We start from the raw sequence: 14,061 nt of genomic DNA, 5'->3' as shown, positions 1-14,061 counted from the left end.
CAAAACGTTGCGATTTTGCAGTCAGTTATCTTTGATTCCTTTGAGAAAAAAAGGTATACTGGCAACTAGATGATAATGATTATAAAAAGATATTCGATTTAAATTATTTTGGTATGAGAGGGGAACACATTCATGGCTAAGAAAACTATGGGATTACTTGTGATGGCATATGGAACGCCTTACAAAGAAGAGGACATTGAACGTTATTATACACATATCCGTCGCGGTCGTAAGCCCTCTGAAGAACAATTAACGGACCTTAAGGATCGTTACAAAGCAATCGGAGGCATTTCTCCACTTGCGAAAATAACAGAAGATCAAGCCAAAGGTCTTGAAGCACATCTTAATGAAGTACAGGATGAAATTGAATTTAAACTCTATATTGGATTGAAGCACATTGAGCCTTTCGTAGAAGATGCCGTTCAAGAAATGCACAATGATGGCATTGAAGAAGCTGTTAGTATTGTTCTAGCGCCTCATTTCTCTACGTTCAGCATTAAATCGTACAATGGCCGTGCAAAGCAAGAAGCCGAGAAGATTGGTGGACCAGTGATTCATTCTGTTGAAAGCTGGTATGATGAGCCGAAATTCATTTCATACTGGTCAAAACGCATCAAGGCGATTTTCGAAGGTATGTCTGATCAAGAACGTGAAAAAGCCGTTCTAATTGTTTCAGCTCATAGCTTACCTGAGAAAATTATTGCGAACGGTGACCCTTACCCAGATCAGTTGAAGGAAACAGCCAATCTTATCGTTGAAGAATCTGGTGTTAAAAATGTTGCCATCGGTTGGCAAAGTGAGGGGAACACACCAGATCCATGGATCGGTCCAGATGTTCAGGATCTAACAAGAGACCTTTACGAAAAGCAGGGTTATACTTCTTTTGTATATGCGCCTGTAGGTTTCGTAGCCGATCATCTTGAAGTATTGTTCGATAATGATTACGAGTGTAAAGTAGTAACCGATGAGATCGGTGCAAACTATTATCGTCCTGAAATGCCAAACGCACAGGATGAATTTATTGATGTCATCACTACGGTTGTTCTAAAAGAATTGAATATGCAGTAAGAAAGAGCAGCGGTCATGCTTCAATGACTGCTGCTTTTTTTGGGGTTAGTTAAATTTTCAAAAAACTGTTTGACATGAAGTAATAAACAAGCTAAAGTTATTAGAAACTCAAGAAACGTAAATAATGTACAGGCAAAGAAGAGGATTCAGTAGCGCGTTATGGTGAGTAGTGTCAGAGAACCAGTGGAAGGTGAAAACTGGTACAGCCTAACAGTGAATTACCCCTCAGAGCCTTCCTGACGAAAGTGATGAAGTAGTCAGGAACGGGAAAACCGTTAACGTATTCGAGCTGGAAGACGGAAGTGTCTTCAATCAGGGTGGTAACGCGTGTTAAGCCACGTCCCTACTAAATAAGGGGACGTGGCTTTTTGTCGTTCATGAACAAAACAAATAAATGGGAGGTCGACAGGAATGAGTGCAATTATGGATCAATTATCTGATCAGCAGAAAGAGGAAATGGAAAGGCAGTATACTGTTTATACGCACGCTACAAGTGAAGTCATTCCTGGAGATGAACTGAAGCATAAAATTGCAAAGTCCCTTCTTACGAACGTACCACTGAAAGTTAAACTTGGACTTGATCCAACTGCACCTGACGTTCATATTGGGCACACTGTTGTCTTGAATAAATTACGCCAGTTTCAAGAGAATGGTCATATTATTCAGCTCATTATTGGCGACTTTACAGGAAAAATTGGAGACCCAACAGGTAAGTCTGCTGCAAGGGTGCAATTAACCGATGAGGAAGTTGAGCGTAATGCAAAGACATACCTTGAACAGTTTGGAAGAGTTCTAGACGAAACGAAAGTCGAGCTGCATTACAATGGCAATTGGCTTTCTGAGTTGAAATTTGAAGATGTAATTCATCTAGCAGGAAAAATCACTGTAGCTCGTTTATTGGAACGAGACGATTTTGAGAAGAGAATGAATGCGAATAAACCCGTCTCTCTTCACGAATTTTTCTATCCGCTAATGCAAGGCTATGACTCAATCCACCTTGAAAGTGATATCGAAATTGGAGGTAATGATCAATATTTTAATGTTCTAATGGGTAGACACCTTCAGGAGCAGTTCGGTAAGGAAAAGCAGGTGGTGATTATGATGCCATTGCTTGAAGGGTTAGACGGCGTTGAAAAAATGTCTAAATCAAAAGGAAACTATATCGGTATTACAGAAAAACCATCAGAGATGTACGGGAAAGTCATGTCGATTCCGGATAAATTAATCATAAGATACACAGAGCTTATAACTGACTTATCGTTAGATGAAAAGCGGGCTGTTCGTCAAGAGTTAGAAAGAGGAGAGACTCATCCGAGGACAGTAAAGATGAAGTTGGCGAAAACGATTGTACGTATATTTCACGGAAAAAAGTTGGCTCAACAGGCAGAAGAACAATTTCAGCAGGTGTTCCAACAAAACAAGCTTCCTACTGATATCGATGAAGTAAACTGGGATGGAGCACGGAACATCACAGTTCCTAACCTTGTGACATCTCTTGGAATGATGCCTTCTAAAAGTGAAGTAAGGCGTATGATGAAAAACGGTGGTATTAAACTAAATCAAGTTAAAGTAACTGATATACACAAGGAAATAAAAATAGAAGACGGTCTAGTTATTCAAGTGGGTAAGCGGAAATTTAAGAAGCTAAAACTTAATTAACGTTAATATCCCCAATCTGAATAGATCGGGGATATTCCTTATTGGGTCACTGTTACATTTTCTTCTGTGTGTTCATGAAGGCCTTCATCGTTTTCTACATGTATGGTCACTGTATAATCGCCAACTTCTTTAAAAGAAGTGGTTCCTTCATATTCACCATCTTTCATTTCTACTGCATCAACCCATTCAGCGTTCTTTTTACCATTTTTTGAGATTTCAAAGCGAACGTTCGCTTCTGTTAATGCTTCTTCATTTTTCTGAAGGTGAACCATTAAATCAACGTCTTTTTCAGCCTTTATTTCATCAGGCTTCATAAGGTGAATGGACACTTCGCTTTCATGCTGATGCTCATGGCCACTCTCTGATGTGGCGTTGTCTTCGGATCCGATTATTATTTCGTTTTTAGGCATAGTATGTAAATCGCGGGCTGTAACGTGAGATTGAACGTAATATTTCCCTTCATTTTCAATCACTTTTTCGGCGGAGTATACCCCTTTACCGTCAACAGAAGCCTCAATCATCTCGCTGTCATCTTTCGAGCCTTCTTTCCACACTTCAAACATCACTTCATCTGCATCGTCCACTTTTTCATCGCCTTGAGTAACAGTTGCTGTAAAAGTTAGCGTTTCTCCTGCTTCAGCTTTTTCAGGTGTATCAAGTGCGACATCCAGTGTTTCAACCTGAGTTTCATCAGCTGTCGTTGTATTATTGGATTCATTTGCGTTTTCATCCTGACCGCAAGCAGCTAGAGCCAATGCAATGCTTACGATAGATACCCATGATCCTATTTTCTTCATACTTCTTTCCTCTCCTTAGCAGAGCCAATTTCTAATCTAAGTTTCAGTATGGCCACCTGTTGTAACAGGCAAACATTCTCTCATCTTAATAGTAGGAAAGTTAAGTACCTTTCTCAAGCGAAAATTTCATTGACTTGTGACTACTTGTTGACAAACGATTACTAGAATGAGGGGGAAAACAAAAGAGGCCCCTGTTTAAGAGGACCTCATTGTTAAACTATGACTGATTGTGTTTCATAAGAAACCATCATCCACTTCTCGATATCACGAAATCCAATTCGCTTATAGATCGTACCAGCTTCTGGGTTATCGTAGAACAGGCATAGGACTTTCCCTTCAGATAGAACGTCATAACAGAGCTTGCTGGTACATTGTGTTGCAAAGCCTTTTCGTTTGTAGTCTACAAGTGTGCATACACCAACGACCATAGCGGACTCTGAATTTTCTGCGGCGGTGGAAGCAGCTGAAACGGGCTTGCCATCCTGTTCAATATAATAAGTCCTCGACACGCCTTTTTCCTGATTGCGTCGTTTTTCTTCTAAGGTTTCACCGGTTTCAAATTCATCAATTCCCTGATGGAGTGTATGAATCTTCTCAAGATCTTCTAAGGTAGCAGTTTGCACTTTTTGTAGGTCATCGAGTGCGAGAGCTTCAACGCTGTCACATTTCGCATAAAATAATTCTCTACTAGAGCGAAGTTGATGTGAAATGTGTGGTTGAATTTGGCTCGTTACTCGTTTAATTCCGGACATCATGAGGAATTCACTATCTTGTGAAATAACTTCAGCGAAACCTTTAGCATCGAATTCACCAGGTGCATATGGAATATAATTTCTTTCGTATTTAAGAAGAACTGCCCGCAGCTCGTTATTCTCTGTGAAGTCACCCCATAGCTTTTGGAAAGGTTGATCATACCCGAAGGCTTCGATGTCACCTATGATAAATAAATTTTCTGCAGCATAAGGTGTTAATAAAGAAAGGCACTCATTATGATCTTCTTCCGTCAATCTTCGTATCAACCTGATCTCCCCCTTCATGATTCTAAGAAACTATTTTACAGAAGCTATCATAAAAGTAAATAGATTTAGAAAATTTATTCTAATTAAGATCGATAGGCAAGTAGAAGTCGAAAACAGGAATTCACTGTATGAACAAGGAAAGTAAAGGATAGGGTTTGGCGAAAGGACTGGAGTTTATGATAAAAGCCGTACTATTTGATTTGGATGGGACGCTGCTAAACAGGATAGCATCTGTGGAAAAGTTCATAAATGATCAGTATAAAAGGCTATCGAAGGAATTAGAAATGGTAGATGAATCTGATTATTGCGCTCGTTTTATTGAACTAGATAACAATGGGTATAGATGGAAAGATGAGGTATATAAGCAACTTGTGGAAGAATATCAGTTAGCCATTACATCGGATGAATTACTAGACGATTACCTTGAATTTTTCCAATTCCATTGTATTCCTTATGAAGGGTTGAGGGATCTATTGCTCTCATTAGAAAATCAAAATTACTTAATGGGACTTATTTCTAATGGAAGAACCGATTTTCAGTTGAAAAATCTTCAGGCCCTTGGAATTGAAGGTCATTTTGATTCAGTCCATATTTCACAGGAAGAAGGTGTGAAGAAGCCTGATCCTGAGATCTTTCGACGAGCTCTTGGACGACTGAATGTTCAACCAGATGAAGCTGTATATGTTGGGGATCATCATGAGAATGATATCATTGGCGCAAAGTCTGCGGGATTAAAAACGATCTGGAAAAAAGGTGATCAGGTTAGTGAAGGGGAAGAGAGTGCTTCTGTTCATTCTTTACTAGATATTCTTCTAGTTCTAGATGAGTGGAAAGCTCAATGCAAAAAGATGCATTCGTAAAAACGAGATTCTAACATCATATGTCAGAATTTATTACCTAGGTCTTTCTACAAATTCATCAGATGACAGCATGTTTGTAAACCACTGTAGGGTATGGTTATGATGTTGGATAACTTGTTTAGCTGTAAGCGTAGAAGTACTCCACGTACTATGTGCATCCAGAATCAGACTTGTGGTAAACCCTTTACTGAAGGCACTTCGGCACGTTGTATCTACACATACTTCTGTTTGAATTCCTGAGATGACAAGATGCTGTATTTGTTTTTCTTGAAGCTTTTCTTCAAGAGCGGTTCGATAAAAAGAGTCAGGGGTTGTTTTATAAATTAACTCATCGTCTTTTTCAACTTTAAAGAAAGGGTGGAGCTGCCACTCAGCGCTATGTCGATCGAGTTGCTTTCCTATTGTTTCATGTTGAATATAGAAAATGGGCATACGTTCAGCTTTTGCAGAAGCAGTAATCTTTTTAAGGTTATAAAGCAGTTTGGCATCATTAAAGACCGATGATCCTCTTCGAAACATACCGTTCTGAACATCGATAATAAGCAATGCAGATTTAGTCATAAAATCCCCCTTAAAATATAGAACGAATGTTCTCTTTTACTTTATGATACTTCCTTAGTTTAAGGAAATCAATCTTTTTATAGAATGAAAAATAGATTTGCACTCTGCGATGTTTAAGAACAGATAAGGAACGGGTACAATTCAGATGTATGCAAATTAGAAGGAGATGGTATTCAATGAGTAACGTATTATTTACTTCCCAGGCAACTGCAGAAGGTGGACGTCAAGGTACAGTAAAATCTTCAGATGGTTTAATTGATTTCAATCTTGTCATGCCAACTGATAAAACTGATGAAACTGGTTCCAATCCTGAACAGTTATTTGCTGCCGCTTATTCTGCTTGTTATGATGGCGCATTAAATCTTGTAGCAAGTAAGAAGAAAAAAGATATTAACTCGAAAACAACCGCCGATGTTAGCTTATTGAAAGATGAGTCGGACAATGGCTTCAAGATTGGTGTAACACTTACTGTTGAAATTAACGGAGTAAGCCAGGAAGACGCCGAGATGCTTACGAAAGAAGCTCACCAAGTTTGTCCTTACTCCAAAGCAACTAGAGGCAACGTAGACGTAGAAATTAATACAAAAGCTGTATAAAGCAGAAAACCACACCTCACTGGTGTGGTTTTTCTTATTATTTCTGAAATTCAATATTCTCGGGGAGCTCGGTTACATCAGCTCCGTTAAAGAATTCTTTTGATAAATCGCTAATTGTTCCGTCCTCTAGCATATTGTTAATCACTTTGTTTACTTCTTTAATTAATTGTTCATTTTCTTTGTTCATCAGTAGACCGCCTTCACTTGGCATGTACTGAATATCTGGATGAATTGTTAGGTCTAGTTCTGGAAATGCAGCTAAGGCTAGGCGTTGTAGATAAACATCATTTAATATGACATCGGTGCGACCAGTTTCAACGTCTCTTAGATATTGTTCATTTGTAGCATTATCATAAATAACTTCTTCGGCGCCTTTTTTCTTAGCTAGTTTCATAAAGTTAGTTGTTGCAGCACCAGCTGCTTTTTTTCCTTCTAAATCATTAATTGATTCTATTCCTGATAAATCGTCTTTTCTAACAATTGCCGTACCGTATGAAAATTTATAAGGTGTAGAGAGTGCAAATTTCTCTTTCCGTTCTTCCGTGATTCCGATATCGTTAGCAGCCAGATCCACTTTACCTGTTTGCACAGCTGTTAGCATGCCATCGAAACCCATTTCAACAAAGTCTACGTTTAAATCCAAACGGTTCGCTACTTCTTTTACAATTTCCACATCAAAACCGGTTAGGTCATTTGTTTCTTGTTCATGGTATGAAGTGGGATACAGTGTACCAGAAGTAGCCACCTCAATTGTGCCTTCCTTTTGAATAATTCCCCAAGCTGTTGTTTTCTCTTGAGAGTTGTTTGAGGTACATGCTGTAAGTACGATCATAACAACTAGAATGAGTGACAATCCTATTCGAGATTTTTTCAATGAATATTCCTCCTTTTTCGCCGAACATTACGATAGCAAGAAATAGAGAGGGTTTGCAACTAATACACACAGCTTCAATCCTATATCTTCCGACAGATTACCCAGTTTAGTTTATTGAAGAAGGGGAATCGGAACGGTAATCCTGTTAATTCGGACGAGTTCAGGTTAACCAATAGTGAAAGGGGAATGGAGCTGTGAAGCATTCTGTAGGATCCTTTGCGCACCGTTACTCAGTGGTGCACTATCAGACACAATCGGCGGTGCAGTCGTCTAAGCGTCTTTCGAAGAAGAAAGTAGATATTCGTCAAATTTCACAAATGACTGGATTCTCAGAAGAACAAATTCTTGAATCGATGGAATTTGGAGACCCAACTTTGAAATTGAATTCCCGTCCCACTCTTCCAAAACAAAATCTCCATTTGGAAGTATGATTGAAAAGAATATAACGGGGTTTAAAATGAAAAAGTGCTTTTTGAAATCGACTCATGTAGTCGGTTTTTTTTGAGTTAATAGAGCGATACATACCTTTTTATTAAAGTTAAATTATATAACGGAATATTTTGGTTAATTCAGAAAGAAGGAGGGTACTAGATATACGAATAAAATCTAGTAAGAAATGATTGGAATAGGAAATTCATGTGTTTTACGATCGGAAAGGAGAAGTCTATGAAAGCAAACAAAATTCAGAGTAGTAATCCAGTTTTCTGGGTTTCAGCTATCATCATTTTGTTGCTAGTGATTTGGGGAGCTGTTGTTCCAAAATCGTTTGCATCTGTTGCGAATTCAGTTTACACATTTACTACAAATGCATTTGGATGGTTTTATTTATTAGCCGTTATCTTTTTTGTTCTTTTCTGTTTTTATCTTGCGGTTAGTAAATACGGTAAAATACGTCTTAGTAAAGAAGGGGAAAAGCCTGAATATCCATTTTTTACATGGATTGGTATGCTTTTTAGCGCAGGATTTGGGGTAGGTCTTGTCTTCTGGGGTGTCGCAGAGCCGATGACACATTTCGCAAATCCACCGGCTGGATTTGGAGTTAAAGGAGAAACAGAGCAGGCAGCTAAGCTAGCCATGCGCTATTCCTTTTTCCACTGGGGAGTTCATCAGTGGTCGGTCTTTACCGTTGTCGGTCTTGTGATGGCTTATTTCCAATATCGGAAAGATCGCAGAAGCTTGATTAGTGAGACAATTTCCACTAAAACAAATAATAATAAAAGAATTCCTTGGAAAACATTTATTAATATTCTAGCTGTGATTGCAACTGTTATGGGAGTTGCTACATCGCTCGGGTTCGGAATTCTTCAAATTAACGGTGGGCTTGATTACATGTATGGACTACCACAGAATGCATGGGTTCAAATTGGTATTACGGTGATCTTATTTATTCTTTATATGTCATCATCAACGACTGGGTTAAATAAAGGAATTAAATACTTAAGTAATTTGAATTTAGCGTTAGCCCTACTTTTAATGCTGTTTGTTCTCTTTCTTGGACCTACAGTATTTATTCTTGAGAGCTTCACTCTAGCTATTGGTGGTTATATTCAGAAATTCATTGAAATGAGTTTCTATATGACGCCATATAAGGGTGGAACGTGGGTTAAAGAGTGGACGGTTTTCTATTGGGCGTGGGTGATTGCATGGTCACCATTTATAGGAGCTTTCGTTGCCCGAGTATCAAAAGGTCGCTCGATTCGGGAAATGATTTTTGGTGTATTAATTGTTCCCCCTTTTATTGCAATGGTATGGATTGCGGTATTCGGAGGGGCTGCATTCCATCTTGACTTGTTTCAGGGAACATCGATTGCAGACGCCGTGAATAATGATGTCACAAGTGCATTATTCGTCACACTGGAACACTTTCCATTAACAAGAATCCTTTCCACCTTATCCATTTTTCTTATTTGCGTATTCCTTGTGACATCTGCTGATTCGGCTACATTTGTACTTGGGATGATGACGTCGGATGGAGATTTAAATCCCACTCTTTTCTCAAAACTAGTATGGGGGACTCTTATTGCAGCGATCTCTGCTGTTCTTATTATTAGTAGTGGATTACAAGGACTTCAAACAGCATCGCTCGTTGCAGCTTTACCTTTCACTGTGATCTTAATTGTAATGTGTTTGAACCTTTTTAAATCTGTTCGTCAGGAAATGAAGGCATATGAAGTGAAAAAGGAAAGAAACTTATTAAGGAAGTTAAACGATTCATCAAACAGACATGACCAACAACATTCCTCTTAATAAAAGGATTATATTGGTCAATATAGTATATAATGTTTCGATGTGAATTCACTTTAATGTAAACTATTAGCTAGATAAATGGTTTTTAGCGGAAGTTTGTCTGAATAAAGAAAGAGGATTGAGAATGTCTGATATCTTATGGATTGCGTATCTTGGCTTACTAGGTGCGCCAGCTATCGGTTTCTTACTAAAAGGAAAGTACAAAACAGTAGCGATGAAAATTGATTTCGTCGTTTCTGTTATGACTTGGACTGGCTTGTTTGGATATGTAACTGGCATACCAATTGGTGTTGCACTCGTCTGGAAGATTGTCTTTTTTGTAGGGATTCTGTGGGATTTCATTTTTGTTATGTTCATTGATCATAGCGACGAAAAGATTGAGGGACTTAGTGAAACAACGGTTAAAGCAACGACGGTTGTCTTTTCAATCCTTATGCTTATTCCTCTCTATTATGGTATTTATCGCTATGCGTTTTATATGATGTGATGACTTAAAACCGGTATGAGTAGTGAGCTTATGACACAAAACGAGGCTGGGACAAAACTAAAATACATGAAGGAAATCGCGAATTTTGAAAGTTAAGAGTAAGACCTTAGCGTAGCCAACATACGTAGACTCCTGCGGGAACAGCACGAGTCCGAAGACCCCGCAGGAAAGCGTTTTTTGCTTTCTGAGGAGACTGAGGCCGTGCCCGCGGAAAGCGAAGTATGTTGGCGAAGCGGATGTTTCCTATCTGTAAATTACGAAAGACCCGATCTGATTCAAATGAATTGTTCGGGTCTTTCTCATGGTTATTTACTTATGTCCCAGCCTCTTTTAATTTTATCCAAGTGCCACATCGAGAACCATCATAACAGAGAAACCAATCATTAGTGAGATTGAAGCGATCTGCACGTTACCTTTCTCTTGTGAACCAGGAATAATTTCTTTCGCTACGACGAAAATCATAGCACCTGCTGCAAAGCTTAGTGCATATGGAAGCAATGGCTGAATATAGATGACGGCTAGGGCTCCAACTACTGCAGCAATTGGTTCGACGATCCCTGAAAGTTGTCCATAGAAGAAACTTTTTCCCTTTGACATGCCATCTCCTCGTAGAGGGACGGCCACTGCCGTTCCTTCAGGGATATTCTGAATACCAATACCAATAGCCAGTGCGATAGCGCCTGCTAGAGTTGACGTTGAGAAATCTGCAGCAACTGCACCGAAGGCAACACCAATAGCCAGTCCTTCAGGAATATTATGCATCGTAATTGAGAATACAAGCATAGCAGTACGGTGCTTTGCTTTTTTATCTTTAATGTCTTTAAAGTACAAATCTTCGTTAATATGAGGAAGTATCTTGTCCACCAACAAGAGGAAAAATCCTCCTAATAGAAATCCAACAACTGCAGGTATATAACCTGGGACACCTTGTTGTTCTGCCATTTCAATACCTGGGCTCAAGAGGGACCAGAAGCTTGCTGCAATCATAACACCACCAGCGAAAGCGAGCATCCCATCAAATACTTTTTGGTTGACTGTCCTTGTGAAGAACACGAATGATGCACCTAAAGCAGTAGCTCCCCATGTAAATAGTGTAAATATAAATGCCTGCCAGACAGGACTTAATTCTACGATCCAATCACCCACGGGTAACCTCTCCTTCTCATTTTTAATCTATTATTTCCTATCATCATATTTTTTGCCTTAAGGAAAAATCTATACAATCAAGTGTAAATCGACTAAGTTCGACTGTCAAATGAGAGGAACGTTCGGTTTAAACGGACAAAAGGCCATCAAAAAAAGCCCGGCAAATGCCGAGCTGTACAAGTTTGACTATTTCGTTACTGTGACCGACTGTTTCATCATTGTAATCATGTCGTCTTTAATGTGCGTCCACATGCCGATGTCTGTCGTAAAACGTTCCGTCGTTTCACTAATAAATGAAAGAAAAGCTTTTTTGAATTCTGGATCACCTTTAGGTGGTAATTCCTGTTTAGCTTTGTCAACGTATGACTGAACTTGAGGAGCTCTTGGTCCCCAGTTTCCAATTTCTGTTCCATTTTGATCAATTAGTATAATGATTGGAATCGATCTAGAAGTACCGTTCGTAAGATAATGATCCATTAGCTCAAGGTTATCATCACGGTTAAAATACTTACTTTCGATTATTGCTTCATCAGCCAGTCTCATAAAGATAGGAAGGTTCACCATAGCATCTCCGCACCAATCAGCAGTCAATATTAGTGCACGGATACGTTCTGATTGAAGAGAGTGAAGAAATTCAAGATCGGATTTTTCAAGTTGAAAGTGATTGTGGATAGTTAATAAATCGTCTCGGTGCTCATCCATAGTATGAATATATTGCTGCTTTGACAACCCCTGTTCAAACCACTCTGCTAGATTCATGAAGACCCCTCCTATTTTGGTTCGTTACTTATTATTATACTACGAAAGGGAAGCGAAATCCTTTCTAGAATCGCGTCATTTTGTAAGATCGGTACACATTCTTAGTTACCTATTCGTTGCTGTGATACAATTTAGTCACATAAAGTGGAGGTGTACTTGCGAATTACGTCGCGTCATTACTTAGTAAGACCAACATTTCTACATTTAAAAAGCGCAATTATATAGGTCAAATTATGATGACTTGCTTCCATAATACGCCTTACTTTTGCTGATGTATTGAAAAATGGATCTTTCATTCGTTTCAACAAAGGGTGATAGTATCGTTAATACAGGAAATTTATGGCCATGCTACTCGTAATGAAACGCTTAAATATATTGGAATAAAATCGCAAGAAATTCCCAAACTGAAGATTGATGTGAATTTATAGAAGGGGCAAGATAAATGGAAACAAATACAGTCATATTATTTAGTGCATTATTTTTAATTGGTGGCGTGATGATGGCGAAATTCTCGTCACGATTAGGGGTTCCTGCACTTGTTCTTTTTATTATCGTAGGTATGTTGTTTGGTAGTGATGGTTTTGGGTTTATTTACTTCGATAATGCCTCGCTCACTCAATCACTTGGCATTTTAGCACTTGTTCTTATTTTATTCGATGGCGGTTTACAAACTGAATGGCGCAGAACAAAAGCCGTTCTTCCAATTTCTTTATCGCTAGCAACAGCAGGGGTACTGATCACGGCAGGTTTATTTGGTGTAGCAGCTAAATCGCTTCTTGAGGTAACTTGGAATGAAGCGCTCCTTCTTGGAGCTATTGTTGGTTCAACTGATGCTGCGGCCGTGTTTGCTGTTTTGAAAGATAAAAATATTAAGCGCAAACTTCAATCGACGCTTGAGGCTGAATCAGGTTCGAATGATCCTATGGCGATGTTTTTAACCCTTTCTCTCCTTCAACTCGCCATAGGAGAAGAAACCTTTGGAGCATCCATTTTTCTATCCTTCTTCTGGCAGATGGGTGCGGGTCTTCTCTTAGGCGTTCTTTTTGGATATGCTGCATCTTGGGCAATGAAGAGTATTGACCTTGGTCCAAACGGCTTATATCCTGTATTTTCCATAGCAATTGCATTGTTTACATATAGCATGACGGATCTTGTTAACGCCAGCGGTCTGCTAGCTGTTTATGCTGCTGCACTTGTGCTAGGGAATACGAAGAGTCTTCCATACGGACAGACGATTTTCCGTTTTCATGATGGAATTGCATGGATGATGCAAATTCTTATGTTCATTATGCTCGGTCTTCTTGTTTTTCCTTCAGAATTGTTATCGACTGGAATTGTATTAAAAGGTTTGGCTTTATCACTGATTCTTATATTTGTCGCTCGTCCAATAGCTGTTTTCCTCTCAAGTCTTCCTTTTAAATTTACGCTTAAAGAAAAGGCGTTTCTCTCATGGGCTGGACTAAGGGGAGCCGTACCGATCGTACTTGCTACTTTTCCATTATTAGAGGGACTTGAAAATAGTCAATTATTCTTTAATTTAATCTTTTTCATTGTAATGACTTCAGCCTTATTTCAGGGCGCTACCATACCTTATATAGCAAAACGTCTTGGGCTGACTGGTCCCGATGTTCATATTCCATCTCATTCACTTGAACTTGTTTCGTCAACGACGGTCAATGCAGAGATGATTCCGTATACGATTACCTCTTCTTCTAAACTGATTGGAGAAGAACTATCTGACATATCTTTTCCTGACAAAGCTCTTGTGAGTGCCATTATTCGTAAAGATGAACTGATCGCACCTTCAGGTGATACGAAAATCAAGGTAAACGATGTTCTTTACATTCTTGTGGAAAACCAGAAGAGATCAGAATTGGAAAAAGTGCTAGGGATTCGAAAAACAATAGGTGGTTAATAGTATAGGTAATGAATAAAGGGGTCTCTTTAGAGGGCCCCTTCGTTCGTTTAACCTGTATGTCGTTAGGGAA

Annotated in this window: 14 protein-coding genes and 1 other annotated feature; of the genes, 8 read left to right on the top strand and 6 right to left on the bottom strand. The window is 39.0% G+C overall.

Annotated elements, in window-relative coordinates:
- Positions 1-132: 132 nt before the first annotated feature.
- Positions 133-1,068 carry a ferrochelatase gene (hemH, locus tag JI666_RS13005; RefSeq protein ID WP_206892410.1) on the top strand — a complete coding sequence of 312 codons (936 nt, stop codon included), beginning with the start codon at positions 133-135 and terminating at the stop codon, positions 1,066-1,068.
- 126 nt (positions 1,069-1,194) lie between these two features.
- Positions 1,195-1,416: a binding site (T-box leader), on the top strand.
- 63 nt (positions 1,417-1,479) lie between these two features.
- Positions 1,480-2,727 (top strand): tyrosine--tRNA ligase, encoded by a 1,248-nt coding sequence (tyrS, locus tag JI666_RS13000; protein ID WP_206892405.1) that lies wholly within the window; start codon positions 1,480-1,482, stop codon positions 2,725-2,727.
- Between the two features lie 38 nt (positions 2,728-2,765).
- Here tyrS and JI666_RS12995 read toward each other — a convergent pair whose 3' ends face one another.
- A complete protein-coding gene (locus tag JI666_RS12995; RefSeq protein ID WP_206892404.1) occupies positions 2,766-3,524 on the bottom strand; it encodes a FixH family protein in 759 nt (252 codons plus the stop codon).
- Between the two features lie 212 nt (positions 3,525-3,736).
- Entirely contained in the window at positions 3,737-4,543 is an 807-nt protein-coding gene (locus JI666_RS12990; RefSeq protein WP_206892403.1) for a GNAT family N-acetyltransferase, read from the bottom strand.
- Positions 4,544-4,719: 176 nt separating this feature from the next.
- Between JI666_RS12990 and JI666_RS12985 the strand changes: the two genes are divergently transcribed.
- A complete protein-coding gene (locus JI666_RS12985) occupies positions 4,720-5,403 on the top strand; it encodes an HAD family hydrolase (RefSeq protein ID WP_206892402.1) in 684 nt (227 codons plus the stop codon).
- Between the two features lie 33 nt (positions 5,404-5,436).
- Here JI666_RS12985 and JI666_RS12980 read toward each other — a convergent pair whose 3' ends face one another.
- Positions 5,437-5,964: a cysteine hydrolase family protein gene (locus JI666_RS12980; protein WP_206892400.1), complete on the bottom strand. Its 528-nt coding sequence runs from the start codon at positions 5,962-5,964 to the stop codon at positions 5,437-5,439.
- A 176-nt stretch (positions 5,965-6,140) separates the two neighbouring features.
- On the opposite strand from JI666_RS12980, the gene JI666_RS12975 reads away from it, so the two are divergent.
- Positions 6,141-6,560 (top strand): organic hydroperoxide resistance protein, encoded by a 420-nt coding sequence (locus JI666_RS12975; protein ID WP_206892398.1) that lies wholly within the window; start codon positions 6,141-6,143, stop codon positions 6,558-6,560.
- 37 nt (positions 6,561-6,597) lie between these two features.
- Here the strand turns inward: JI666_RS12975 and JI666_RS12970 are convergent, their stop codons facing one another.
- Complete coding sequence (locus tag JI666_RS12970; protein WP_206892606.1) at positions 6,598-7,392, bottom strand: transporter substrate-binding domain-containing protein; 795 nt, start codon at positions 7,390-7,392, stop codon at positions 6,598-6,600.
- Positions 7,393-7,628: 236 nt separating this feature from the next.
- On the opposite strand from JI666_RS12970, the gene JI666_RS12965 reads away from it, so the two are divergent.
- From JI666_RS12965 to JI666_RS12955, 3 genes are all read left to right on the top strand, one after another.
- Positions 7,629-7,865, top strand: coding sequence for a hypothetical protein (locus JI666_RS12965; RefSeq protein ID WP_206892395.1), 237 nt, complete (start codon positions 7,629-7,631; stop codon positions 7,863-7,865).
- Between the two features lie 235 nt (positions 7,866-8,100).
- On the top strand, positions 8,101-9,681 hold the full coding sequence (locus tag JI666_RS12960) for a BCCT family transporter (RefSeq protein ID WP_206892394.1): 1,581 nt from the start codon (positions 8,101-8,103) through the stop codon (positions 9,679-9,681).
- A gap of 124 nt (positions 9,682-9,805) precedes the next feature.
- Positions 9,806-10,168, top strand: coding sequence for a hypothetical protein (locus tag JI666_RS12955; RefSeq protein WP_206892393.1), 363 nt, complete (start codon positions 9,806-9,808; stop codon positions 10,166-10,168).
- Positions 10,169-10,504: 336 nt separating this feature from the next.
- Here JI666_RS12955 and JI666_RS12950 read toward each other — a convergent pair whose 3' ends face one another.
- Entirely contained in the window at positions 10,505-11,314 is an 810-nt protein-coding gene (locus JI666_RS12950; RefSeq protein ID WP_206892392.1) for a ZIP family metal transporter, read from the bottom strand.
- A gap of 186 nt (positions 11,315-11,500) precedes the next feature.
- Positions 11,501-12,073 carry a thioredoxin family protein gene (locus tag JI666_RS12945; RefSeq protein WP_206892391.1) on the bottom strand — a complete coding sequence of 191 codons (573 nt, stop codon included), beginning with the start codon at positions 12,071-12,073 and terminating at the stop codon, positions 11,501-11,503.
- A gap of 442 nt (positions 12,074-12,515) precedes the next feature.
- On the opposite strand from JI666_RS12945, the gene JI666_RS12940 reads away from it, so the two are divergent.
- Positions 12,516-13,988, top strand: coding sequence for a potassium/proton antiporter (locus tag JI666_RS12940; protein ID WP_206892390.1), 1,473 nt, complete (start codon positions 12,516-12,518; stop codon positions 13,986-13,988).
- Positions 13,989-14,061 lie beyond the last annotated feature (73 nt).

This window comes from Bacillus sp. NTK071, from assembly GCF_017303315.1.
Taxonomy (GTDB): domain Bacteria; phylum Bacillota; class Bacilli; order Bacillales; family Guptibacillaceae; genus Guptibacillus.
This window is presented reverse-complemented; position numbering and strand designations above follow the sequence as displayed.

Coding starts and splice junctions, on each gene's coding strand:
- hemH (WP_206892410.1), top strand. CDS start 133: ATGGCTAAGAAAACTATGGGATTACTTGTGATGGCATATGGAACGCCT.
- tyrS (WP_206892405.1), top strand. CDS start 1,480: ATGAGTGCAATTATGGATCAATTATCTGATCAGCAGAAAGAGGAAATG.
- JI666_RS12995 (WP_206892404.1), bottom strand. CDS start 3,524: ATGAAGAAAATAGGATCATGGGTATCTATCGTAAGCATTGCATTGGCT.
- JI666_RS12985 (WP_206892402.1), top strand. CDS start 4,720: ATGATAAAAGCCGTACTATTTGATTTGGATGGGACGCTGCTAAACAGG.
- JI666_RS12980 (WP_206892400.1), bottom strand. CDS start 5,964: ATGACTAAATCTGCATTGCTTATTATCGATGTTCAGAACGGTATGTTT.
- JI666_RS12975 (WP_206892398.1), top strand. CDS start 6,141: ATGAGTAACGTATTATTTACTTCCCAGGCAACTGCAGAAGGTGGACGT.
- JI666_RS12970 (WP_206892606.1), bottom strand. CDS start 7,392: ATGATCGTACTTACAGCATGTACCTCAAACAACTCTCAAGAGAAAACA.
- JI666_RS12960 (WP_206892394.1), top strand. CDS start 8,101: ATGAAAGCAAACAAAATTCAGAGTAGTAATCCAGTTTTCTGGGTTTCA.
- JI666_RS12955 (WP_206892393.1), top strand. CDS start 9,806: ATGTCTGATATCTTATGGATTGCGTATCTTGGCTTACTAGGTGCGCCA.
- JI666_RS12945 (WP_206892391.1), bottom strand. CDS start 12,073: ATGAATCTAGCAGAGTGGTTTGAACAGGGGTTGTCAAAGCAGCAATAT.
- JI666_RS12940 (WP_206892390.1), top strand. CDS start 12,516: ATGGAAACAAATACAGTCATATTATTTAGTGCATTATTTTTAATTGGT.